The organism is Ectopseudomonas guguanensis (assembly GCF_900104265.1).
Classification (GTDB): domain Bacteria; phylum Pseudomonadota; class Gammaproteobacteria; order Pseudomonadales; family Pseudomonadaceae; genus Aquipseudomonas; species Aquipseudomonas guguanensis.
In genome coordinates, this window is record NZ_FNJJ01000020.1 from 26612 (window position 1) to 50379 (window position 23768).

A 23768-nucleotide genomic window follows, 5' to 3' on the forward strand; every position below is an offset into this window, starting at 1 on the left:
GCGCTCGCACATGCATCACTCCACCCTCCTCTTCGACCTAGACGGCACCCTCACCGATCCGCGTGAGGGCATCACCCGTTCGGTGCAGTACGCCCTGGCCAAGTTGGGCATCGATGAGCCGGACCTGACCGCGCTGGAGCATTTCATCGGCCCGCCCTTGCTGCAGTGCTTCATGGCCACCTATGCGCTGGACGAGGCCACCGGCTGGCAGGCGGTCAATCATTACCGCGAGCGTTTCCGGGTCACCGGTCTCTACGAGAATCGCGTGTTCGACGGTGTCGAGGCGCTGCTCCAGGCGCTGGTGGCGCAGGGGCGGACGCTGTATATCGCCACCAGCAAGCCGACGGTGTTCGCCGAGGAAATCGCCCGGCACTTCGGTTTCGACCGCTACTTCAAACGCATCTACGGCAGCGAGCTGGATGGTACGCGCACCAACAAGGTCGAGCTGCTGGCACATCTGCTGGAGTCGGAACAGCTAGCGCCCGGCTCAGCGCTGATGATCGGCGACCGCAAGCACGACCTGATCGGCGCGCGCAGCAATGGTTTGCAGGCTGTGGCGGTGGGCTATGGCTTCGGTAGTCGCGAGGAGTTGCTCGGCGAGGCGCCGGCCTTTCATTTCGAGACGCTGGATGAGATGCACCGAGCGTTCGGCTGCTGAGAACTGTAGGAGCGAGCTCTGCTCGCGAATGAAAGCGAAAGCTTCGCGGGCAAGCCCGCTCCTACAGGGGAGTATCAGCCGTTACGCTGATAAATGATCTTCTTGGTGCCGCCGTCGCAGCTGCCGACGACCATGCTCTGATCCTGAACGTCGGCGTTGGGCACGATTTCCAGGGTGTAGCTGGGCACGTTGTTGGCCTGGATCTTCACTTCGATCTCCTGCTTGAGTTCTTCGCAGGGCTTCGGCGCGGCGAGCGCGCCACCAGCGAGGAGCATCAGGGCCAGGGCGGGAATCAGTCGTTGCATCGCTTGTACCTCCGGTGTTGGGCGAAAACCTGAATAGGTTGGACTGGCAATATGCCAAGCAGTTCTAGTCGTTTTGCAGCAGGCTTGCCAATCTGGCCCGACGATCTGCGTCCGGCAGCCGACCGAGCGCGGCCACGGCCGCATAGAATGCATGCCAATCCCGTCCCTGCTGCTCGAACAGCGCCGCGAAAGCCGGCACCCACTGGTCATAGAGACCGAAGGGCAGCAGCTTGGCGTTGTTCAGCGGGCTTTCGATCCAGGCGTCGTAGCGACCCTGGCCTGCCCATTCACGCTGGCGCAGGGCGCGGTAGTCGCGGCGCAGGCGCTCGAATTCGGCCTGCTTGGCGGCGCGCATGGCTTGCTCCGGCAGGTCGCTGGCATAGAGCTGCTGCAGGCGTTCGCGGCTGGCCAGCACCAGTTCGATGAACTGCTGGCGCTGTCGGTCATCGCCGGCCGGTGGGGTTTCCCCGCGTGCGGCATGCCACTGGCGCAGGCCTTCGCGCTCGACGAAGGTGGCGAAGGATTCGTTGAAGGCGGTATCGCCCGGCAGGTAGTACTGCTGGTGCGCCAGCTCGTGAAAGATCACCGCGACGAAGCGTTCGTCACTCCAGCGCAGCATGGTGTTGAGCAGCGGATCGTCGAACCAGCCCAGCGTCGAATAGGCCTCTACGCCGCCGATATAGGTGTCCAGACCCTGTTGTTGCAGCAGCGCGGCGGCACCGCGGGCGCGGCCCTGCTGGTAGTAGCCGCGGTAGGCGACGCAGCCGGCGATGGGGAAGCAGTGCAGCTCGGGCTCGAGGGAGAACTCCGGCGTGGCGAACAGGTTCCATACCACGAAGGGACGCCCCAGGTCGGCGTATAGCCGGTAGCTGCGGTTTTCCGGCAGCTGCAGCTGCGTACTGGCGAAGTCCCTGGCCTGTTGCGAGAGGCGCAGGCGGCGGGCCAGATCGGCATCGGTGGCAGGGTCGGCGAGCAGGCGCTCGACGGGCTGGCGCGCATGCAGCAGCTGCCACTGGCCCTGGCCGAGGTGCGCGTAGTAGTCGATGGTCGAGCAGCCGCCCAGGAGCAGGGCGAGCAGGGGAACCGCGAAGCGGCGCAACAGGTCGATAGGGCAGGTGTTGGGCATGCCGTCACGCTAGCCGATCGAGTGGTTTGTCTCCAGCCCCTTTCGCCTCGGTTTTGCCCGCCTTCCGGTGTAGGCTGGTAGCGAACCCCTATCGGAGGTCGCCATGCGCGCCCTGCTTCTCGTTCCCGCCCTGATGCTGCTCGGGGCCTGCGCCTCGCCCCTGCCCGAGCCTGACCCGCAGCAGGCCTGGGTGGAGCTGTATTCCACTGCCGATACCCTGCTGATGGCCGATCGCCTGGACGGCAAGCGCTGGCCGGATGGCCGCTACTTTCAGGTGACGCCTGGCCAGCATGAGCTGGAAACGCGCTTTCAGTTCGAGGTGCGCGGTGGCGGGGGCCTGGGCATGCAGAGCGAGCCGCTGCGCCTGACCTGCGAGATTCGCCTGCGTTACGACGACTTCGCCGCGGGTCGGCGTTATCGCCTCGAGGCGCGTCAGCAACTGATGAAGGCGCAGGCCTGGCTCTATGACGAGCAGCGCAACGTGCTGGCGCGTGGCGAGGTGCTGCGCTGCGGCTCGGCGATCTGAAGGCGCGCGGTGCACCCGAGCAGGCCTCGGGTGCGGTGCAGGCCTGGGCTCAGGCTTCGAGTATGCCTTCCAGGGTGATGGTGGCGTTGAGCACCTTGGACACCGGGCAGCCGGTCTTGGCCGCTTCCACGGCCTTCTCGAAGGCCGTGCGCTCGGCGCCCGGAATCCTCGCGCGCAGCGTCAGGTGCACTGCGCTGATTTCGAAACCACCCTCGACCTTTTCCAGCGTCACCTGCGCCGTAGTGTCGATGCTCTCGGCGGTCATGCCGGCTTCGCCCAGCTCCTTGGACAGGGCCATGGAAAAACAGCCGGCGTGGGCGGCGCCGATCAGCTCCTCGGGGTTGGTGCCGGGCTTGTCCTCGAAACGGGTGTTGAAGCCGTAAGGGGAATCCTTGAGCGCGCCGCTCTGGGTGGAGATGGTGCCCTTGCCGTCCTTGATGCCGCCCTGCCAGTGGGCCGAAGCTGTCTTCTTCATATGCGTCTCCCAGTGAATGAACGAAGCCGCCGGTCTGGCGGCCTGTTCTGTTTCAGAGGGTTGTCGCGCCTACAAGTTCGCACTTAGCCGCGTTGCAGCTCGGCCAGAATGTCGAAGGCGTGCAGGCGGTCGGCGAAGTCGTACAGGTCGCAGGTGAAGATCAGCTCGTCCGCCTCGGTTTGTTCGAGCAATTGTTCCAGGCGCTGGCGTACGGTCTGCGGCCCGCCGATGGCGGCCAGGCCGAGGAACTCGCCGACGGCCTGGCGTTCGTGCGGCAGCCACAAGCCGTCCATGCTCGCTACCGGCTTGCGCTGCACCAGGCTCTGGCCGCGGATCAGCGCGAGAATGCGCTGGTAGGCCGAGGTCGCCAGGTGCTGCGCCTGCTCGTCGCTGTCGGCAGCCAGCAGCGGCACGCCGAGCATCACGTAGGGCTTGTCCAGCACCTCCGAGGGGCGGAAATGGTTGCGGTAGATGCGGATCGCCTCGTGCAGGTAGCGCGGTGCGAAGTGCGAGGCGAAGGCGTAGGGCAGGCCCTTGATACCGGCCAGCCGGGCGCTGAACAGGCTGGAGCCGAGCAGCCAGATCGGCACGTTGGTGCCGGCGCCGGGCATGGCGATCACCCGCTGGCCTTCCTGGCGCGGGCCGAGGTAGGCCTGCAGCTCCTCGACATCATTGGGAAAGTCGTCGGCGCTGCCATCGCGGCTGCGGCGCAGGGCATGGGCGGTGTATTGGTCGGCACCGGGCGCACGGCCCAGGCCCAGTTCGATCCGCCCGGGGTAGAGCGTGGCCAGGGTGCCGAACTGTTCGGCGATCACCAGCGGCGCATGGTTGGGCAGCATCACCCCGCCGGCGCCGAGGCGGATTCTCGAAGTGCCAGCGGCCAGGTAGCCGAGCAGGACGGACGTGGCGGAGCTGGCGATACCGTCCATGTTGTGGTGTTCGGCGACCCAGAAGCGCTCGAAGCCGAGGCTTTCGGCATGCCGAGCCAGTGCCAGCGAATTGTGCAGTGCCTGGGCGGCGTCACCGTCATCGCGGATAGGCGCCAGGTCGAGGGTGGAGAGCTTGATGGAGGCCAGTCGGCTCATGGGGTGTCTCCTCGTTGCATGGCCGACTACTCTAACCCCTCGCCTCCAGGCTACGCACGCCGCGCGCGGGCATAGTCATCATCGACGCGGATGATGCGCCGAGGCGTGCGCGGCTCATCCCGGCCGGCCCTGGCGCTGGCTCCAGAACTGCTCGGCGAGCAGCTGCAGGCGTGCGGCGAGATCGGCGAGCTGCTCGGCGCTGCCGTGGCTGCGGGCGCTGGCTTCGGCGTTACTCTCGCAGGCCTGGCGGATGCCCTGCAGGTTGCGCTGGATGTCGTCGCCGACCGCGCTCTGCTGCTCCACGGCACTGGCGATCTGCAGGTTCATGTCGCTGATCCGGCTGACCCGCTCGGTGATCCCGCCGAGTGCCTCGGCGGCCCCTGTTGCGCCTGGGCGGCGATGGCCTGGGCGTGTTGCTGGCTGTCGGTCATCGCGGCGACGCTGCCGTCGATGGTGCCCTGCAGGCCGCCGATGATGGCCTCGATCTCGGCGGTGGCCGCCTGGGTGCGCCGTGCCAGCGCCCGCACTTCGTCGGCGACCACGGCGAAGCCGCGACCGGCATCGCCGGCGCGTGCCGCTTCGATGGCGGCATTGAGCGCGAGCAGGTTGGTGCGCTCGGCGATGTCACCGATCACCGTGAGCACCGTGCCGATCTTGCGGCTGCTGTCGGCCAGCTGGCACACCTGGGCATGGCTGGCCTGCAACGCTTCGGCGAGGCTGGCGATCTGCCTGCGGGTGTCTTCCACCAGCTGGCGGCCGTCGCCGGTTTCCTGATCCGCGGCGCTGGCCGCGCTGGCGCTGAGCTGGGCGTTGCGCGCCACTTCCTGAACGCTCACCGCCATCTGCCCCATGGCGCTGGCGACCTGTTCGGTTTCCTGGCGCTGCTGCAGGGTGGCGTTGTTGTGATGCTCCACCGCGCCGGCCAGTTGCCCGGCTTCGCCGCTGAGCTGCCGCGCCGAGTCGGCGATGCGTCCGACCACGGCACCGGCTTCGGCCTGCAGGCTCTGCAGGGCGAAGGCGATGGCACCGAAAGCGTCACGTCGGCTGCTGTAGAGGTACTGGCTCAACGGGTTGTCGGCGTGCTGGCGTGCCTGCTCGGCCAGGCTTTGCAGCGGCCGCAGGCCATGCTCGATGATCCCTGCCAGCAACAGACCCAGCAGCGCAGCAGGCGCCAGCTGCGGCAGTAGCGGCAGGTTCAGCGCCAGGCTGGTGAGCAGCGCGCCGCTCGGCGGCAGCAGCAGGCCGAGCAGGGCGAGGCGCCGGCCCGGCTCCAGCAACGGGCGGCGCAAGGCCCTTGGCCTGCGGCCTGCACGCAGCTCGGCATACAGCGCTTCGGCCGCCGCGATCTGCGCTGCGCTGGCGGCGGTGCGCACGGACTGGTACTCGACTACCTGGCCGTCGCGGCGCATCGGCGTGACGTAGGCGCTGACCCAGTAGTGGTCGCCATTCTTGCAGCGATTCTTCACCAGGCCCATCCACGAGCACCCGGCCTTGAGCGTCTGCCACAGGTGGGCGAAGGCGGCGGGCGGCATGTCCGGGTGGCGCACGATGTTGTGGTTGTGACCGATCAGTTCGTCTTCGGTGAAGCCGCTGAGGGCGACGAAATCCGGGTTGACGTAGGTCAGCGCGCCCTTGAGTTCGGTGGTGGAGAGGATGTTGGTCTGCGGCGGTACCGGAATCTGGCGGCCGCTCACCGGCAGATTGCGCTTCATGCCTGCACGCCCTCGGCCGGCAGCGGGCACCAGAGCCCATCGAAGCAGTCCTCGCCGTTGAGCAGGCGCTGCAACTCGTGCGGCGCGCGTGGCCGGCTGAACCAGTAACCCTGGGCATAGTGACAGCCTTCGCCACCGAGAAAATCGAGCTGCGCCTGCTTCTCCACGCCTTCGGCCACCACTGCCAGGCCCAGGCTGTGGCCGAGGCCGATGATCGCCCGGCTGATGGCCAGCGACTCGCCATCCTGCGGTGCGCCGGCGATGAAGCTCTTGTCCACCTTGATGATGTGCAGCGGGAAGCGCTTGAGGTAGCCGAGCGAGGAGTAGCCGGTACCGAAGTCATCCAGCGCCAGCTGAATGCCGAGGCTGGCCAGTTCGCGCAGGCAGGCCAGGTTCTGGGCGCTGTCCGCCATCAGCTGGCTTTCGGTGATTTCCAGCACCAGGCTCGAGGGCGGCAAGCCGCTGTGCCGAAGGATATCGGCGACGCGTGCGGCGAAGTCGCTCTGCTGCAACTGGCGGCTGGACAGGTTGACCGAGCAGCGCAGCTGCGGCTGTCCATTCAGCTGCCAGCTGCGCACCTGGCTGCAGGCCTGCTGCAGCACCCAGTCGCCGACCGCGAGGATCTCGCCGGATTCCTCCAGGCAGGGGATGAACTCCAGCGGCGAAATATCGCGTCCCTGGTGTTGCCAGCGCAGCAGGGCCTCCACGCCGATCAACTGGGGCTGGTTGCCGTCCAGCTGGCAGATCGGCTGGTACACCAGGCGCAGCTCGCCGCGCGCACTGGCCTGGGCGAGGGCGCTTTGCAGTTCCAGCTGGCGCTGCGCCTGCTGCTGCAGTTCGTCGCTGTAGCGGGCGAACTGGGCCTTGCCCGCGCTCTTGGCGCGGTATAGCGCCAGATCGGCCGCCTGCAAGGGGTCCAGTGGCTGGCCGCTTTCCTGCAGGCCGGCGATGCCGATGCTGGCGCTGACCGACAGCGTCTGTTCCGGCAGCCGCAGTGGCAGGTGCAGGCTGTCGAGCATGCGCTGGGCGACCCGCTCGGCGTCGCCCATGCAGGCCAGGTCGTCGAGCAGGGCGACGAACTCGTCACCACCGAAGCGTGCCAGGTGATCCCCGGGACGCAGGCAGTGGCGCAGGCGTTCGGCCACCTCCACCAGCACGCGGTCGCCGGTCTGGTGGCCGAGGCTGTCGTTGATCAGCTTGAAGCGATCGAGGTCGATGAACAGCAGGGCGGCCTCGCGGGCGCCCGGGCGCTGGCGGCGCTGCACGGCCTGCTGCAGCTGCTCGCTGAGGCGGGCGCGGTTGGCCAGGCCGGTGAGCGGGTCGTGGCGCGCGGCATGGTGCAGCTGCTCCTCGGCAGCGCGGCGCTGGCTGATGTCGCTCTGCGAGCCGGCGATGCGCCGCAGACCGCTGCTGCAGGTATCGGCAACGCCGCGTACCAGCACCCAGAGGTAGCTGCCGTCGCGGCGGCGGATGCGGTATTCGTGATGGAGAAAGGGCGACAGGCCGCGCAGGTGGTTGTCGATGGCCTGGCGCAGACCGGGCAGGTCGTCACTGTGTACGCGGCCGAACCAGCTCTGGCTGGTGGGCGAGAGGCTGTCGCGGTCGAGGTCGAGCATGCGAATCCAGCGCTCGGAGAGGTACAGCTGATCCTGCTCCAGCTGCCATTCCCACAGCCCGTCGTTGGCGCCGCGCATGGCGCGGGCATAGCGCGCCTCGCTGTCCTGCAGCGCCTTGCGCTGAGCGGCGCCGTAGCTGTCCAGGGCCAGGCCTATGTCGAAGAACACCTTCTTGATCAGGCTGGCGAAGCAGTCGCTGGCCACCGAGCAGCCGAGCAGTTCGCCGAGCAGGCGATCCAGGTACAGGCGGTAGGCGCCCAGGTACCACTTCAGGTCGACCCCCACGCGCTGGTGAACCCAGCCGATGCGCAGGCGCTCCAGCACGTAGGCCTCATCCAGCGGGCTTTGCCAGAGGCCGCGGTAGTAGTCGGCCTGGCGCTGCTTGAGGCGCTCGATCACGGCCCTGTCGCCGAGGATGGCGGCCGGCGCCGGATAGTCGGCGAGTTCCTGGTAGAGAGTCTCGACGAAGTTCTGGTTGGCACGTTCGACCCGCTGCGCGCAGCGTGCCAGGCGCTCGTTGTCGGCCTGGCTCCAGTCGAGAAAACGCAGACGCTGGCGCAGTTCGTCCAGGTCTGGAGCGATGTGTTGGAGCAGGTCTTGGAATTCTTGTTCGTTGCCCATCTCAGCCTCATGCTTTTCTTCGGCGCAAAAAAAAGCGCCGCTGGCCGCCCTCCTCGAAGGAAAGCGGCCAGCGGCGCTCTGTCTTGCAGGCCCTGTGTCCTGCCCGGCAAAGCCGGTCTCCGCGCGGGGCGGAACCTACTGCGCTTAGCTTTTACCGCATTGCCCAAGGGCGGACAACTCCTCACGCAGTCGGCTCAGGCGCTTGCGCAGCTCGGCCAGCTGCACCGACTTGAAGGCGTGCCGGGTGCCTTCGAGCACCTCGATGGCATCGTCGAGGCTGCTTTGCACCTCGCCGAGGCTGCCCGCCGGCAGGCGTTGCAGCCAGCGACACAGCGGCCGCTGCTGGCAGCTGTCGAGGCCATCGATGATCTCGCAGTGAGGCGCCTGGCGGCGCAGCAAATGAGCGATCTGCCGGCTGGAGGCCGTGTCCGGCAGGCTGAGCAACAGGTGAGTGCGGGGCATGACGGTCGCGCTGTATGGCAATTGGCTAGCAATACTAGAGGGGCGCGGCTGGTGATTTATTGATCAGGATCAGTTCGGATCACCAGCGCGGATCTTCACACAAGGCGTTACGACCGCCTGGTCATCAGTGCGTGCATATTCGGCGCAAGCGGTTAGACTTCCCACCCGGACGTCGCTCACAAGGCGCGCTCGCTCAAAAACAACAGAAAAAAGGAGATTTCCCATGAAAGGCAAATCCTTGGCATGGGTCCTGTCCGCCGCGCTCGCGGGCACTGCCCTGAGTGGCATGGCACAGGCTGAAGAAAAATTCGTCACCATCGGCACCGGTGGCCAGACAGGCGTTTACTACGTGGCCGGTCAATCCATCTGCCGCTTCCTCAACCGTGGCTCGGCCGAACACGGCATCAAGTGCAACGCACCGGCCAGCGGCGGTGGCGTGGCCAACGTCAACGGCATTCGCAGTGGCGAGTTCAACTTCGGCATCATGCAGTCCGACCACCAGTTCAAGGCCCTCAACGGCGCTGCGCCGTTCGAAGCCGAAGGTGCGATGAACGACATCCGTGCGGTGTTCTCGCTGCAGAGCGAAGTGTTCACCGTGCTTGCCCGTCGTAGCGCCAACATCAAGAGCTTCGACGATCTCAAGGGCAAGCGCGTCAACGTCGGCAACCCGGGTTCCGGTCAGCGTGACACCCTGGAAGAGATCATGGCCGTCAAGGGCTGGGATCGTTCCGCCTTCGCCCTGGCTGCCGAGCTGAAGCCGGCCGAACAGGCCAGCGCCCTGGGTGACAACAACATCGACGCCATGACCTACTTCGTCGGTCATCCCAACGGCGCGATCCAGGAAGCCACCACCACCACCGACGCCGTGCTGGTTCCGGTGACCGGCGCCGAGATCGACAAGCTGCTGGCCGAGAAGAGCTACTACACCAAGGCCGACATCCCCGGTGGCCTGTACAAGGGCAACGATCAGCCGACCCCGTCCATCGGCGGCAAGGCCGTGCTGTCCACCAGCGCCAAGGCCGACCCGGAAGTGGTCTACCAGCTGGTCAAGTCGGTGTTCGACAACATCGATCGCTTCAAGCGTCTGCACCCGGCCTTCGCTGACCTGAAGGAAGAGGACATGATCAAGGTCGGCCTGACTGCCCCGCTGCACGAGGGTGCCGAGCGTTACTACAAGGAACGCGGCTGGCTGTAAGCCCTGCGCCCCGGCGGCCGGCTCGCCGGGGCCATACGGGACGCGCCGCCAGGCGCAACACCCGATTCGTTTCTAGTGTCAAACAGACCCGCAGGTTCAGGCCTGCGGGTTTTGCCGTTCTCCGATTACTCGAATGCAGGTTCGCCCCATGCATGACAAGCAACTTTCCACCGAGGAACTGATCGCCCAGGATGTCGGCGCGCGTACGCCGGTCGGCCTGATGGCCCAGGTGATCGCCGGCCTGGCCCTGCTCTGGTCGCTGTTCCAGCTGTGGATCGCCTCGCCGTTGCCGTTCATCTTCGGCTTTGGCGTGCTCAACGATACCCAGACCCGTGCCATTCACCTGGCGTTCGCCTTGCTGCTGGCCTTTCTCGCCTACCCGGCGTTCAAGCGTTCGCCGCGTGATCGCGTACCCCTGCTGGATATCGCCCTGGGCCTGGTCGCCGCTGCCAGCGCCGCCTATCTGTTCATCTTCTACCAGCAGCTGGCCCTGCGCCCGGGCAGCCTGACCACGGGCGACCTGGTGACCGCCTGCATCGGCATTCCCCTGCTGCTGGAGGCCACGCGCCGAGCGCTCGGCCCACCCCTGGCGATCATCGCCCTGGTCTTTCTCATCTACAGCCTGGCAGGCCCCTACATGCCCGGCCTGCTGGCGCACCGCGGGGTCAGCTTCAATGCGCTGGCCAACCACCAGTGGATCACTACCGAAGGCGTGTTCGGGATCGCCCTGGGCGTGTCCACCAGCTTCGTGTTCCTCTTCGTTCTGTTCGGCGCATTGCTCGAACGTGCCGGCGCCGGGCATTACTTCATCCAGCTGGCGTTCAGCCTGCTCGGCCACTTCCGTGGTGGCCCGGCCAAGGCAGCGGTGCTGGCTTCCGGCCTGACCGGGATGATCTCCGGCTCGTCGATCGCCAACGTGGTGACCACCGGTACCTTCACCATTCCGATGATGAAGCGCACCGGCTTCTCCTCGGAGAAGGCTGGCGCGGTCGAGGTGGCCTCTTCGGTCAACGGTCAGATCATGCCGCCGGTGATGGGCGCTGCGGCGTTCCTGATGGTCGAGTACATCGGCATGTCCTATGTCGAGATCATCAAGCATGCCTTCCTGCCGGCCGCGATTTCCTACATCGCGCTGCTCTACATCGTCCATCTGGAATCGCTCAAGCTCGGCCTGCAGCCCATCGGCGGCCATCAGCCCAAGCCCTGGCTGCGCCGTCTGACCGGCTTCGCCTTCGGTGCGGCGCTGATCAGCGGTCTGTCGCTGGCGGTCTACTATGGCCTCGGCTGGCTCAAGCCGGTGCTCGGTGAGTACGCCCTGCCGGTGATCGGCGTGCTGCTCGCACTGGTGTACCTGGCGCTGCTGAAAGTCGCGGCCAGCGTACCGGTACTGCCGCCGGAAGACCCCAACGCGCCGCTGGAAGAGCTGCCGCAGACCCGCGCGGTACTGCTGTCGGGCCTGCATTTCCTGCTGCCGGTGGTGGTGCTGGTGTGGTGCCTGATGGTCGAGCGCCTGTCGCCCGGCCTGTCGGCCTTCTGGGGCAGCGTGATGCTGATCGTCATCCTGCTGACCCAGCGCCCGCTGCTGAGCTGGATGCGTCGTGATGGCAGCCATGAGCATGGCACCTTCATCGATGGTGTGGTCGACCTGCGTGAAGGCCTGATCGCCGGTGCGCGCAACATGATCGGCATTGGCATCGCCACCGCGGCGGCCGGCGTCATCGTCGGCGCGGTTTCGCAAACCGGTGTCGGCCTGGTGCTGGCCGACCTGGTCGAGCTGCTGTCAATGGGCAACCTGCTGCTGATGTTGGTGCTGGTGGCGGTGTTCAGCCTGATCCTCGGCATGGGCCTGCCGACCACCGCCAACTACATCGTGGTGTCCAGCCTACTGGCGCCGGTGGTGGTGGCGCTGGGGCAGCAGAATGGTCTGATCGTGCCGCTGATCGCGGTGCACCTGTTCGTCTTCTACTTCGGCATCATGGCCGACGTGACGCCGCCGGTGGGGCTGGCCTCGTTCGCGGCGGCGGCGGTGTCCAAGGGCGACCCGATCAAGACCGGCCTGGTGGCGTTCTTCTACAGCCTGCGCACCGCCGCGCTGCCGTTCCTGTTCATCTTCAACACCGACCTGTTGCTGATCGACGTGGACTTCTGGCACGGCGTGATCATCTTCATCGTGGCGACCATCGCCATGCTGATCTTCGCCGCCGGTACCCAGGGTTTCTTCCTGGTGCGCAGCCGCTTGTACGAAAGCGCGCTGTTGTTGCTGGTGGCCTTCACCCTGTTCCGCCCGGGCTTCTGGATGGACATGCTGCACGATCCCTACCAGGAGGTGCCGCCGGCGGAGCTGGCGCAGGCCCTCGATGGCGTGGAGGACGGCAGCTCGCTGCGTCTGCGCGTGCTCGGGGAAAACGCCGTGGGTGATCCGCGCGAGTTCACCGTGCTGCTGCCGGTGCCCGACGGCGCTTCGGGCCAGGAGCGCCTGGAGAAGCTCGGCCTGAATCTCTACGAGGAAGGCGACAAGATGCTGGTGGACAGCGTCACCTTCGGCAGCATGGCCGCCGATGCCGGCCTGGAGTTCGACCAGCAGATCCTCAGCGTGCGGGCACCGACCGACCGCTGGATGAAGGAGCTGATGTGGATTCCGGGCTTCCTGCTGTTCGGCCTGATCGTGCTGCTGCAGCGCCGTCGTCAGGTGGCGCAGACCGCGTAACGCCATGCTTGGCACCCCAACAAGGCAGCTTCGGCTGCCTTGTTCGTTTATTGACCATGCCCCCATTTGTGTAGGAGCGGCGCCCCGCCGCGAATCCGGGCGACGCAGATTCAAGAGCTTCGCCCCGGGGCGGGGCTCCTGCGCAAGAGGGGAGTTGCGAAGCCTATCTGACAGGCATTGAGCTTCGGCTGCCTTGTTCGTTTATGCCCAGGCGGCGGATTGCTAGACTCGCCGGCCTGACCATTCAGACAAGGACCCAGCCCGTCATGTCGACGCCGCGCGTGCATTATCCCTGGTACAAGAAGGAGGACACCGACGCCTTCTTCGCCCTGTTCCAGAACAACATCGCCAACTTCGTGATCATCGCCATCAGCATGCTGGGCATGGGCTTTCCCGCCGAGATCGTGTTCGGCCAGGTGTTGCCCGGTGCGGCGTTGGCGGTGATGGCCGGCAACTTCTACTACGCCTGGAGCGCCGCGCGCCTGGCCCGTCGCGAGAACCGCGCCGACGTTACCGCGCTGTCCTACGGCATCAGCACACCGGTGATGTTCGTGTTCCTGTTCGGCGTGCTGCTGCCGGCGAAGAACCTCACCGGCGACGCCGAGCTGGCCTGGAAGGTGGCGGTGGCGGCCTGCTTCATCAGTGGTCTGATCGAGGCCGCCATCAGCCTGATCGGCAACTGGGTGCAGCGCCACCTGCCGCGTGCTGCCATGCTCGGTGCGGTGGCCGGCGTGGCGCTGACCTTCATCGCTGGCGAGATGCTGTTCAAGACCCTGGAAATCCCGGTGATCGGCCTCCTGGTGCTGGCCATCACCATCGTCGGTCTGGTGGCGCGGGTGAGCATGCCATTTCGCCTGCCGGCCTCGCTGTTCGCCATCGTTGTCGGGACGGCGCTGGCCTACCTGATCGGCGCGGCTGACGGCAGCAAGTTCAGCGATGCCTTCACCCACCTCGGTTTCTACCCGCTGTTGCCCAACCTGGCCTGGTACGAAGGCCTGGGCCTGCTGTTCACCACCCTGCTGGCGCTGATGACGGTGATCCTGCCGATCACCCTCTACAACGCCATCGAGACCATGAACAACGTCGAAGCCATGAGCGCCGCCGGGGACAGCTACAGTGTGCGCGAGTGCCAGGCCGTGGATGGTCTCGGCACCTCGCTCGGTGCCCTGTTCGGCGGCGTGTTCCCGACCACCGTGTACATCGCCACCGTGGGTTCGAAGTGGATGGGCGCCGGGCGCGGTTACAGCCTGCTCAACGGCGCGGTGTACGGCCTGGCGACCATGTTCGGCCTGATCGCCTTCATCGCCGCGCTGATCCCGGTGGCGGTGGTGGCGCCCATTCTGGTGTTCGTCGGCATGTCGATGATCGCCACCGCCTTCAACAGCAACCATGCCCGTTACTACCCGGCCGTGGCGCTGGCGATGCTGCCGTATTTCGCCAACTACCTGGCGACTCGTTTCAACCGCGGCGCTCCCGAGGTGGTCGAGGGCATTTCCAGCGCCATCGGCGCGCTGGGGCAGGGCGCCATGTTCAGCGCCATCCTGCTCGGCGCCATGTGCGTGGCGGTGATCGATCGCCAGTTCCGCCAGGCCACCGTGTTCGCGCTGGTGGCCGCCGGCATGGCCTTTGTCGGCCTGATGCACGCACCGAAGCTGGCCTGGTACGCCGCGCCGGACTTCGTCCACGGCTACCTGTTGATGGCGCTGTTCTTCGCCTGGTATGCCTGGCGCGGGGTGGAGCCGGCGCCAGGCCCAGCGGGCCGTGCGCCGGCCGGGGACTGATCAGGGCAGCAGTTCGGGGGCCTCGCGCTGCAGCTTGCTTTGCAGCATCTCCAGCTGTTGCAGGGCGGCGCGGGCCTCGTCGATCTCCTCGGCGCTGCGACGCCCGGCCTGGGCCTCTTCTTCGATGCGCTGGCGGATCGCCGGAATCTGCTCGATTCCGCCGGTGTAGGCCTTGATCAGGGCGCGGCTGTGCTGTTCCTCGAAGTCGCGGTATTGCGCGGGGTCGGCCAGCTGCGCCGCGCTGGCCGCCTGGCGTGGCTGACGCTGGCCCAGGGCCGGGCTGCGCGGGTCGCCCTGTTCGGCCATCAGCTGCATCAGCATCTGCGCTTCCGGCACGCTCAGGCTGGGCGCCTGTTCGGCGTCTGCAACCGGCTCGCGGGGTGCCGGTTGCGCGAGCGCTGCAGCCGGCAGGACGGCGGCTGCGGTTGGTGGCGCTGGCGCCAGGTGCGCCGTGCTGGCGGGCGCCAGCGCCGGGGCGAGTGCCTGGGTTGGTCGCGCATCCTGCCCATCCAGGCTCCACCAGGCCGCCAGGCCGACCGAAGCCGTCAGGCACAGCAGGGCGCCGAATAGCCAGGCTCTCATCGCGACCACCCGCTGCCGGCAAACGCCAACCCGCAGGGTGCGCCATGCGCACCAGTAGCGGCATGGTTTCGCTGCGCATGGCGCACCCTACCCGGCATCAGGCCGAACGCACGGCTCATAGCCCTTCCACCCTGGCACCGGCCAGCAAGGCATCGACGCGCGCCTGGAACTGCCGGGTCAGCTGTTCCTTGGCCACCGCCTGGTTCACTTCATAACGCACGCTGGGGTCGCTCAGCGGCAACTGGCGATCCTCGCGCACGCGCACTTGGACGATCTCGAAGGCATCGTCGATCCACATCGGCTGCGAGAGGCTGCCGGCCTTCTGCAGCAGGGCGGTCTTGCGCAGGAAATCCAGGCCTTCGGCATCGGCGCGAATCTCGCCCAGATCCCCAGGCGGATTCAGCGCCTTGCTCGGCGCGAGCGAGTAGCGCTGCACCGCCTCGGTGAAGTCCAGGCCCTGCTGCAGCTCGGCGTGCACCCGGTCTGCCGTGGCCTGGTCGGCCAGGCGGATATGCGCCGCCTGGACCCGGGCGACGTTCTGGTACTGCTGCCTGTGGCGCTGGTAGTAGGCCTCGGCCTCGGCGTCGCTGACCTGGCTGGCCAGTTCGCGCAGACGCGGGGTTTCGTGGTGGAAGTCGCTGTGCAGGCCGATCTGGTGCAGATACTGGTGACGCACCAGCTTGTCCCGTACCAGCTGGCGCAGGCCGGTCAGTTCGTCGCTGCTGAAGCCCTGCTTGTGTTGCAGTTGGTGCCAGAGGAAATCGCGCCAGGCATGCTGGCGCACCGCCTCGGCGAGGTACTGCAGATTGCCCTGCTGCAGTTCCACCCGACCCTGCACGTTGTCGCCCTGGTACAGCTGCAGCAGGTCGAGCTGGCGCTCGGGGCCACCGGGGAACTGCCAGTGGATCAGCACCAGCGCCCCGGCCTGCGTCTGCTGCTGTGCGCTGAGCTGCAGGCTGTCGAGCACCAGGCCCTGCTGTGGCGCACCGAGAATCGTGCGCAACTGCCGACCGCTCACCGGTTGCGGCTGACGCAGGTAGGGGCGCACGTCCTGTTCGAAGCGACGACCGTATACCTGGTCGATCAGGCTGGCCGCCTCCGCTTCCACCAGGGCATCCAGTTCGCGGCGGTAGCCGGCCTGCAGCTCGTTCTCCACGTCACGCGCCAGCAGGTGGTTCTCTGCCAGGCCCAGGCGCAGACGGCGCAGGTCGGTATTGAACTTGACCCGGGTCATGGCCTGCTCCAGCAGGGCCACGCTCCTGCCGGGCAGGCGCTGCTCGTCGATGCGCAGGTCCTGGGCGGCCAGGGCCGCCGGGCAGATGCCCGCCAACCCCAGCGCCAGCAGGGCGCCAGCCAGATACCGCACCTACAGGCCGCCCTGGCCGTGGAAGCTGTTGGCGCCCTTGGTCAGCACCGCCACGGTCAGGGCGATGGACTCGGGGATCAGCTCCCTGGCCACGCGCAGGCGGGTGGCATAGCTGGTGTCGTACAGCGGCTCGGGGCGCTGGTAGGCGACCCTGGCGGTCTGGCGCAGCAACTCGCGGATCGGCTTCTGCGGGTCATAGCTGCCGACCCGGCTGGCCACCGCCGCGCTGTCGTTCAGCCCTTCGCGGAAATAGTGATCGTCCACCCAGCCCTCCCAGCCGGCATGGCCGTTACCGGAGGTCACCCAGGCGTGGTGTGGCTGGGCCACGTCGCCGGTGGCATGCAGGGCATAACCGATGGTCTGCAGCGAGGGTGCGCTTCTGAACTGGTCGAACCAGTACTTGGCCAGGTTGTCGATGGGCTGGAAGGCGGCGGTCTGGAAGTCGCCGTAGTGTTCCTGCCAGTTGGAGTAGCTGCCCTGGCGGTAGTGCGCCTCGGTGGTGTCGAAGTCGCTCTTCTTCAGCTCGCGGTTGTACAGGTAGACCATGGCGTACCAGTCCACGTCGCCGCTCCAGCTGCCATCCACCTTGCGGTAGCGATAGTCGTAGCCGCCATGAGCATTGCCGTGGGCGTCGCCCTGGCGCCCCATGTTGATGAAGTGCCAATAGGAGGTGTAGTTGACGATGGAGGCTGCCGCGCCCGCCACCGGTGCGTGCTCATAGCCGACCCACCAGCCACCCAGGCGCGTGTCCTTGAAGTCGTCCACGTCGTACGCCGCCTGCCCGAGCACCTCCGCCGCGCGGGCCTCGCTGCCGGCGGCACCGACATAGAACTGGTAGGCGCGACGCATGTCGGCCGTGGCGTGGGCCGAATTCATGAACGCCAGGGCGTCCTTGACGATGTTCTTGTGGGTCGGTTGCGACCAGGCGCTGGCCTGGCTGCTGGCGACAGCGAGGCCTAGACCAAGAGCCAGGGTGCTGAGAATTTTCATGGGAAGGGCGCTCTTTTATTGTTGGTGTTGAGCATTACTAGCGGGAGTTGATGGCAAAACTATTGCAATTTCGCCCATCCACTAAAGCTTCATCCAGCTTTGTGACGCCACCCAACTTTGGTTTGGAGGTATAGACCAGTGGCGCCGATCGTCTGCCCCAGGTCGCGGCTGCGGCGCCTGCTTCCGATACCGAGTGGCCGCCGAGCGATAGCGCATGCGCCAGTCAGCCGTCGCGCAAGACCTTGAGTTCGGCGTCGTCGGCAGAGAAGCCGCGTTCGAGCTTGAACTTGAGGCTGAGGTCGGTGCGCGAGTCGGCGTACTTGAGCGCTTCGGCCAGGCTGATGCGGCCGGCCTCGAGCAGGGCGAACAGGTGCTGGTCGAAGGTCTGCAGGCCCTGCTCGGCAGCGCGTGCGATGGCCTCGCGCAGCTCGTCCAGCTCATCGCGCTGGATCAGGTCGCGGATATAGGGCGTGCCCAGCATCAGCTCCACCGCCACCACGCGCTTCTGTTCGATACCGGGCACCAGGCGCTGGCCGATCACCGCCAGCAGATTGTGCGCGACATCGGCCAGCACCTGCCTGCGGGCGTCGTCGGGAAAGAAGCGGGCAATCCGTTCGATGGCGTGGCTGCTGCTGGTGGCGTGCAGGGTGGCCACGCACAGGTGGCCGGTTTCGGCATAGTGCAGGGCGTGCTGCATGGTGGCGGCGTCGCGGATTTCGCCGAGCATGATCACGTCCGGTGCCTCGCGCAGCACATTGCGCAGGGCATCGGCGAAGCTGTGGGTATCCAGGCCCACCTCGCGCTGATCGATGATCGAGCGCTGGTGGCTGTGGAGGAACTCGATGGGGTCCTCGATGCAGACGATATGTCCGCTCCTGTGGCGGTTGCGAAAGTCCAGCATGGCCGCCAGGGTGGTCGACTTGCCCGAACCGGCCGCGCCGGTGACCAGGATCAGCCCGCGATCCTGCATGGCCAGCTTCTCCAGCAGCCTGGGCAGGCCGAGCGCTTCGAAGCTGGGAATCCGGCTCTTGATCAGGCGCACCACCATGGCCACTTCGCCGCGCTGGTAGTAGACATTGACCCGGTAGCGGCCGGCGCCCTGCAGGCTGACGGCCAGGTTCATCTCCAGGTCGCGCTCGAACTCGGCGATCTGCTTCTGCGTCATCAGCTGATAGGCCAGCTGCTGCACTTCGCCGGCCTTCATGATGCGCTGGCCGACCGGCTGGCTCTGCCCTTCTACCTTCATGTGCGGCGGTGCGCCGACGCTGAAGAACAGGTCCGAGCCGGCATGCTGATGCATCAGCTGCAGGTAGGGAAAAACATCGGGCTGGTCGTTGGCACTGGTGTCGTTCATCGGCTTGCCGCAGTTCGTTCGTGGTAGGGCAAGGATAGTCGGCGGCGTGCAGGCCCCCTTGTTCCGCGTCAAGAGATCGGGACGAATTGTCGCCCTATGAGCCTTTGCACTGGACAGCTTCGCTCCTGAGAGCAAGAGTCAATGGTCAGGGGCACCCAGGCGGTTGCACGCCGGTAATTGGAGATCGATGGTGAGATTTTGCGGAGCGGCTCTGCTGAGCCTGCTGTTGTGTGCCTCGTTGCGCGCCGAGGTGCTGCACCTGGCCACGGGCGATGACTACGCGCCGTTCACCGGCAAGGCATTGCCCGGTCAGGGCATACTCACCCAGGTGGTGCGCGCGGCGCTGGCCGAGCAGGGGATGGCGATCACGCTCGACTGGCTGCCGTGGAACCGCGGTTATCTGCAGACCCGGCGCGGCGATTACGATGGCACCTTTCCCTACGTGCGCTCGGCAGAGCGCGAGGCGGACTTTCTCTACTCCGCGCCGCTGTACGTCACCGCGCAGCATCTGTTCAGCCGCAGCGAGGACCGCATCGAAGTCGACGACCTGCCTCGCCTGGCGGGACGCCGCCTGTGCTACCCGCTCGGTTGGCAGCCGCCACGAGCGATCCAGGAACTGGTCGATGCCGGGGTCCTTCAGCGCCACTCACCGCTCGGGCTCAAGGAGTGCGCGCAACTCTTGCTGCTGCAGCGCGACGACCTGTTTCTCGCCGATCATGATCTGGGTGAAAGCGCACTGCGCGCGATCGGTGCCGAGACCGGCCAGTTCCACCGCTCCACCACCACGCTCGGCAACAACACCCTGCATTTCATCGTCTCCAGGCGGCATCCGCGCGCCGCGGAGCTGATCGCACGCTTCGACCTCGGTCTTGCCGCGCTCAAGGCGCGCGGGGAGTATCAGCGGCTGATCGAGAGCAACCTGGAATAGCGGCAGCGCTACCCAGCCTGCAATAGCCTCAGGCCAGCAGCCCCATGATCGCCACCAGACTGCCCGCCGCCAGCAGTGTCTGCAGGGTGATGATGCCGGCCATCAGCTGGCTGTCGCCGCCCAGCTGGCGGGTCAGTACGTAGGCGGTGGGCGCCGTGGGCAGGGCGAAGAACAGTACCAGCACGGCGCTTTCCATGGCCGGCAGCGCCAGGGCCCAGGCCACGCTCCAGGCCAGCAGCGGCATGGCCAGCAGGCGCAGCGCCGTGTTCCAGCCCAGCGCGGGAATCTCACCGCCCAGTTGCTCGGGCTTGAGCGCCGCACCGACGCAGAGCAGGCCCAGCGGCAGGCTGGCCGCCGCCAGCAGGCTGAGCAGGCGATCCGTACCGCCAGGCAGGCCGATGCCGGTCAGGTTGAACAGCGCGCCGCCGAGGCAGGCGAGGATCAATGGATTCTTGATGATCGGCAGCAGCAGGCTGCGTGCGCTGACGCCGCGCTCGGCGGTCAGCGACCACACCGACAGCACATTTACCGTCGGCACCATCAGCGCCAGCATGATGGCCGCCAGGGTCAGGCCTTCCTGGCCGAACAGGCTGCCCACCGCGGCCAGGCCGAGATAGGTGTTGAAGCGCAGGATGCCCTGGGTGAAGGCGCCGAAACGACCGGCCGGCCAGCCGCGCAGGCGCCGCAACACAAGCAGGGCAAGCCAGACGATACCCAGGCCGAGCAGCACCGCCAGGCCCAGGCGCGGCAGCGCCGGATTGCTCAGTGGTGCCTGGGCCAGGCTGGAGAACAGCAGGGCGGGGAACAGGATGAAATAGTTCAGACGCTCGGCGCCGGGCCAGAAGGCCTCGCTGGGAAACTCTCGCAGGCGCAGCCAGTAGCCAGCAACTATCATGGCGAACAGCGGCCACAGGGCCAGCAGCAGGTCTGTCACGGGAACCCCCGGTGGTGGTGAGCGGCTATCTTGGGCAGCGGCGCAGGGCAATGCAAGGCGGAGGCGGGATGAAGGTCGAACATCAGGGCGGCTGCCAGTGCGGCGCGCTGCGTTATCGGATCGATGCGCCGCTGACGGATATCGCGCACTGCCACTGCTCGATCTGCCGGCGCAGCAGTGGCGGCATTCTCACCACCTGGGTCACGGTGCCGCGCAATGCTTTCCAATGGCTGCGCGGCACACCCAGGGCCTTCGCTTCGTCGGCCAGTTGCACGCGCTATTTCTGTGGTGACTGTGGCGCCCATCTGGCGTTGTTCACCTCGCTAAGCCCGGACACCCTGGATGTAACCGTCGCCACGTTGGATGAGCCAGATCTGGCTCCTGCGGATCGGCATATCTGGGTAGGCAGCCGGCTGTCCTGGCTGACGGTCGACCCGCAATTGCCGGAAGAGGATCAGGAGTTGATTCCGTAGGGTGTCGACCGTAGCCCGGATGCAATCCGGAGACTGGGCAGAATGATGTGCCGGATTTCCTCTGGGGCTGCTCAAAAGGCTAGGGCAGCTCCAGGCCGCCACTGGCCTTGTGCAGCGCGCGCAGGTGCTCGCCCAGGGCGAGCAGATTGGCCTCGTTGGCCTCCAGCTCGGCCAGGCGCTCGGGCTGCAGCAGGTTGCGCACCTCGTCGTCGAGTTCGTCGCTCAGCTGGCGCAGCTGCTGCTGGCGGTCACGGCTGCTGGCTTCGAGGCGCTCCCATTCCTGCTGCTGCGGCAAGCCGTAGCCGCCTTCGAGTAGCTCCGCCGGGCGGCTGAGAAAGCCGCTGCCCGCGAGAATCTGCTCCAGGGCGGCGCCAGCCTTGTTCAAACTCGGATCCCCCGCCGCGCGACCGCTGAGGTAGCGGCGTTTGAGTTCGTCCTGGGCCAGCAGCAGTTGTCGGCGCAGTCCGGCCTGTTCCAGCAGCAAGAGGGCTGCGCTGGCGCGCAGGTCGGCCTTGGCGAACCACTGGCTGCGATCCTGTGCAGGCTGCTCCAGCCAGGCCTCGACGCTGTCCTGAGTGATCGGCAGACGTTCGCGCAGAACGCGGAACATCGCCTGGTAGCGCTCGCGGAAGGAGTCGAAGCGATAGCCCAGGCGCAGTGCTTCACGTGGGTCGTCGAGCACGCTGGTGTCGGCCAGGCCGCGAGCATCCATCAGCTCCAGCAGGCCGTTGGGCAGGATGCTGTCCAGCGCATGCAGGCGCGGATTGCCGGTGCCGCTGCGCAGCAACTTGAGGGTTTCCACCGCGCAGTTGTTGGAGACGAAGTAGTAGTCGCCGTCATAGCTCCAGTGCTGTTCGGCGGCACGCACCACCAGTTGTTCGAGCTCATCGCGCGACAGGCGCAACGGCACCGAGGCCAGGCTGCGCAGTTCGACCTTGGTGTATTCGTCGATCACCTGCTCCAGCGGCAGGACGAACAGGCGTGAGGGATAGACGCCGGTCAGGCCATCCCAGCTCGACAACTGCACATCGCCGACGAAGGCACGGTAGGAGAGCACCAGGTGATGGTCGAGATCCAGGCGACAGTCCGGGCCGCGCGGTCGGCCTGGCGCGCAGACCACCAGGCGCAGCATGCTGTGGCCCCAGCGGCTCATCCAGGCATCGTTGGCCTCGGCGAGCAAGTAATCGACCTCATACACGCGCTCCGGGTCGAGTCGCCCCAGGGGCTGAACGGCGAAATCGCGCCCGGCGTTGAGGTAGGGAAGGTCGCTGGCGCAGGGCGCGCTGGCCGGTGTCCAGTCGAAGTGCTCGCGAAAATAGCGCGCCAGCGAGGGGCGGCGACAGGCGTAGCTGGGGTCGAGCAGGAAGTATTCGAGGTTGACCGCGACGAACTCCAGCGCATTGGTCAGCTCGTAACTGTCCGGGCTGCGCGCGACCTGGCCGTTCTTGGAATCGCGCGTGCCGCGCTGGCCGACGCGCTGCTGCCAGCCGGCCAGGTCGAGCAGTCGCGGATCGTCGCTGAGGGTGAAACGCCGTTCGGTCTGGCCACGGCAATCTTCCGGCAGCCCGACCAGGCCCAGCGCACTGGCGCGTTGTCGGCAGTGGCTGAGATGCCGGCGCTCGGCCGCCGACCAGAGACGGGCGCGGTCGTAGAGATGGGTCAGCTCGTGCAGCAGGGTCGCCAGCAACTCCTGGCGCTGGGTGCCGTGCGGGCGACCGGTCTGGTTGCGGGCCGCCGAGCCATCGACCAGTTTGGGCAGCAATTCGGCATTGAGTTCGATACCGCTGAAGCGTCCGACCTGGCCGTAGACCTCCGAGGGCAATCCGGTGCGCCAGCTGACCTTCACTTCACGATCCAGTCGCTGGATGAAGCGAGGTGGCAGTGCCGCCATCGCCTCGTCCAGAAGGGACTGGCTCGCCGGGCGTTCAGCGCTGTTCAGAGCGCTGTCGTCCAGCGCCAGACGCAATTGCGCCTGGACGACGCCTGCGGCCAATGCCAGCAGCGCGCCGCAGCACCAGGCGACGAGGTGGGTCACAGGGCGAGAATGGCTTCGGCCAGTTGCAGGTCGCTGGCGCCCTGCGCTTCAGGCAGTTGCTGGCGAATGGCTTGCAGCGCGGCCTCCAGTTGCGCGCCGCGAATTTCACCGGCGCTGGCGACAAAGCTGGCGGCGTCGTCACGCGCCTGCACCACGGCTTTCATGTCGCGCAGCGAGGTGGTGGTGTCGGAGGTGAAGTTGATGCTGCGATCCAGGGCGCGCACCACGATGTTGCTGGTGGCGACCACGGTTTGCGCCTGGGCGATACCGCTGAACAGGGCGCAGGCGGTGAAGGCGATGGCGAATGAACGACGCATGATGAGTAGCTCCGAGAACGGCAGAACGGACGATTTGACGTAGACAGGCCGGCGCGGTTCCCCGCGGCCAGGCAGGAGGGCGAAGTTTACGGGGCCAGGCTGCGGCGGTCAGCAGCGAGTCATTCGCCAGACGTGTGCAAAGTTTTCACAGGCCGAGGATGGCCTGGGCCAGAGCGAGATCATCGGCGTGCGCCAGCTCGGCGTCGTGGCTGCGAATCTGCCGCAGGGCGGCTTCGAGACGGGCGCTGCGAATGGCGCCGGCGCTGGCGACGAAACTGGCGGCGTCATCACGGGCCGCACGCACTTGCTTCATGTCTCGCAGCGAGCTGGTTGCGTCGGACAGGCCCTCGGCGGTGCCCGCCAGGGCTCCCCCCAGGGTGTCGGTGGTCGCGACCAGGCTGCTGGCGCAAGCGCCGCCCGCCAGCCCTAGCGATAGCAGCGCGGCAATCAGGGATTTGTTCAGGTGCATTGGGTCACTCCTGTGCTCGGGTCGAAATGCTGCCCGCAGCCGAAGCTTAGC

21 protein-coding genes and 1 pseudogene are annotated in these 23768 nt (G+C 66.7%); 7 read left to right on the forward strand and 15 right to left on the reverse strand.

What is annotated here, in order from left to right:
* Positions 1–10 precede the first annotated feature (10 nt).
* Positions 11–658: an HAD family hydrolase gene (locus BLS61_RS22600; RefSeq protein ID WP_090435080.1), complete on the forward strand. Its 648-nt coding sequence runs from the start codon at positions 11–13 to the stop codon at positions 656–658.
* A 74-nt stretch (positions 659–732) separates the two neighbouring features.
* Here the strand turns inward: BLS61_RS22600 and BLS61_RS22605 are convergent, their stop codons facing one another.
* Positions 733–963 (reverse strand): DUF1161 domain-containing protein, encoded by a 231-nt coding sequence (locus BLS61_RS22605; RefSeq protein WP_090435081.1) that lies wholly within the window; start codon positions 961–963, stop codon positions 733–735.
* A 64-nt stretch (positions 964–1027) separates the two neighbouring features.
* Positions 1028–2089, reverse strand: coding sequence for an aminopeptidase (locus tag BLS61_RS22610; RefSeq protein WP_090435083.1), 1062 nt, complete (start codon positions 2087–2089; stop codon positions 1028–1030).
* A 103-nt stretch (positions 2090–2192) separates the two neighbouring features.
* Here BLS61_RS22610 and BLS61_RS22615 point away from each other — a divergent pair, with 103 nt between their 5' ends.
* Complete coding sequence (locus BLS61_RS22615) at positions 2193–2615, forward strand: PA0061/PA0062 family lipoprotein (RefSeq protein ID WP_090435086.1); 423 nt, start codon at positions 2193–2195, stop codon at positions 2613–2615.
* A 49-nt stretch (positions 2616–2664) separates the two neighbouring features.
* Here BLS61_RS22615 and BLS61_RS22620 read toward each other — a convergent pair whose 3' ends face one another.
* From BLS61_RS22620 to BLS61_RS22640, 5 genes and pseudogenes are all read right to left on the reverse strand, one after another.
* Complete coding sequence (locus BLS61_RS22620) at positions 2665–3090, reverse strand: OsmC family protein (protein ID WP_090435089.1); 426 nt, start codon at positions 3088–3090, stop codon at positions 2665–2667.
* A gap of 83 nt (positions 3091–3173) precedes the next feature.
* Entirely contained in the window at positions 3174–4175 is a 1002-nt protein-coding gene (locus tag BLS61_RS22625) for an LLM class flavin-dependent oxidoreductase (protein WP_090435092.1), read from the reverse strand.
* Between the two features lie 114 nt (positions 4176–4289).
* Positions 4290–5887, reverse strand: a pseudogene (locus BLS61_RS22630) (methyl-accepting chemotaxis protein).
* Complete coding sequence (locus BLS61_RS22635; protein ID WP_090435095.1) at positions 5884–8124, reverse strand: putative bifunctional diguanylate cyclase/phosphodiesterase; 2241 nt, start codon at positions 8122–8124, stop codon at positions 5884–5886. The pseudogene BLS61_RS22630 and the gene BLS61_RS22635 overlap by 4 nt, the downstream one beginning before the upstream one ends.
* Positions 8125–8268: 144 nt before the next feature.
* Positions 8269–8586, reverse strand: coding sequence for a hypothetical protein (locus BLS61_RS22640; RefSeq protein ID WP_090435098.1), 318 nt, complete (start codon positions 8584–8586; stop codon positions 8269–8271).
* A gap of 223 nt (positions 8587–8809) precedes the next feature.
* Between BLS61_RS22640 and BLS61_RS22645 the strand changes: the two genes are divergently transcribed.
* The 3 genes from BLS61_RS22645 to BLS61_RS22655 all read left to right on the forward strand — a co-directional run bounded on the left by BLS61_RS22645 (position 8810) and on the right by BLS61_RS22655 (position 14269).
* Entirely contained in the window at positions 8810–9781 is a 972-nt protein-coding gene (locus BLS61_RS22645) for a TAXI family TRAP transporter solute-binding subunit (protein WP_090435101.1), read from the forward strand.
* A 148-nt stretch (positions 9782–9929) separates the two neighbouring features.
* Positions 9930–12488, forward strand: coding sequence for a TRAP transporter permease (locus BLS61_RS22650; protein ID WP_090435104.1), 2559 nt, complete (start codon positions 9930–9932; stop codon positions 12486–12488).
* Between the two features lie 266 nt (positions 12489–12754).
* Positions 12755–14269, forward strand: coding sequence for a uracil permease (locus BLS61_RS22655; RefSeq protein ID WP_090435107.1), 1515 nt, complete (start codon positions 12755–12757; stop codon positions 14267–14269).
* Here the strand turns inward: BLS61_RS22655 and BLS61_RS22660 are convergent, their stop codons facing one another.
* From BLS61_RS22660 to BLS61_RS22675, 4 genes are all read right to left on the reverse strand, one after another.
* The gene (locus BLS61_RS22660; protein ID WP_090435110.1) at positions 14270–14851 is read right to left on the reverse strand and encodes a hypothetical protein; all 582 of its coding nucleotides are present in this window, start codon (positions 14849–14851) and stop codon (positions 14270–14272) included.
* Positions 14852–14966: 115 nt separating this feature from the next.
* Entirely contained in the window at positions 14967–16217 is a 1251-nt protein-coding gene (locus BLS61_RS22665) for a peptidylprolyl isomerase (RefSeq protein ID WP_090435113.1), read from the reverse strand.
* Positions 16218–17207, reverse strand: coding sequence for a phospholipase C/P1 nuclease family protein (locus tag BLS61_RS22670; RefSeq protein WP_090435116.1), 990 nt, complete (start codon positions 17205–17207; stop codon positions 16218–16220).
* Between the two features lie 223 nt (positions 17208–17430).
* On the reverse strand, positions 17431–18561 hold the full coding sequence (locus BLS61_RS22675; protein ID WP_090435119.1) for a PilT/PilU family type 4a pilus ATPase: 1131 nt from the start codon (positions 18559–18561) through the stop codon (positions 17431–17433).
* Positions 18562–18748: 187 nt separating this feature from the next.
* Between BLS61_RS22675 and BLS61_RS22680 the strand changes: the two genes are divergently transcribed.
* A complete protein-coding gene (locus BLS61_RS22680) occupies positions 18749–19489 on the forward strand; it encodes a substrate-binding periplasmic protein (RefSeq protein WP_090435122.1) in 741 nt (246 codons plus the stop codon).
* Between the two features lie 28 nt (positions 19490–19517).
* Here BLS61_RS22680 and BLS61_RS22685 read toward each other — a convergent pair whose 3' ends face one another.
* A complete protein-coding gene (locus tag BLS61_RS22685) occupies positions 19518–20423 on the reverse strand; it encodes an AEC family transporter (RefSeq protein ID WP_090435125.1) in 906 nt (301 codons plus the stop codon).
* Positions 20424–20491: 68 nt separating this feature from the next.
* Between BLS61_RS22685 and BLS61_RS22690 the strand changes: the two genes are divergently transcribed.
* Positions 20492–20896 (forward strand): GFA family protein, encoded by a 405-nt coding sequence (locus BLS61_RS22690; protein ID WP_090435128.1) that lies wholly within the window; start codon positions 20492–20494, stop codon positions 20894–20896.
* Positions 20897–20975: 79 nt separating this feature from the next.
* On the opposite strand, the gene BLS61_RS22695 is transcribed toward BLS61_RS22690, so the two are convergent.
* The 3 genes from BLS61_RS22695 to BLS61_RS22705 all read right to left on the reverse strand — a co-directional run bounded on the left by BLS61_RS22695 (position 20976) and on the right by BLS61_RS22705 (position 23717).
* A complete protein-coding gene (locus BLS61_RS22695; RefSeq protein ID WP_090435130.1) occupies positions 20976–22931 on the reverse strand; it encodes a DUF7844 domain-containing protein in 1956 nt (651 codons plus the stop codon).
* On the reverse strand, positions 22928–23248 hold the full coding sequence (locus BLS61_RS22700) for a DUF2388 domain-containing protein (RefSeq protein ID WP_090435133.1): 321 nt from the start codon (positions 23246–23248) through the stop codon (positions 22928–22930). Before BLS61_RS22700 ends, BLS61_RS22695 begins: the two co-directional genes overlap by 4 nt.
* 145 nt (positions 23249–23393) lie before the next feature.
* Positions 23394–23717, reverse strand: coding sequence for a DUF2388 domain-containing protein (locus tag BLS61_RS22705; protein ID WP_090435135.1), 324 nt, complete (start codon positions 23715–23717; stop codon positions 23394–23396).
* Between the last annotated feature and the right edge of the window lie 51 nt (positions 23718–23768).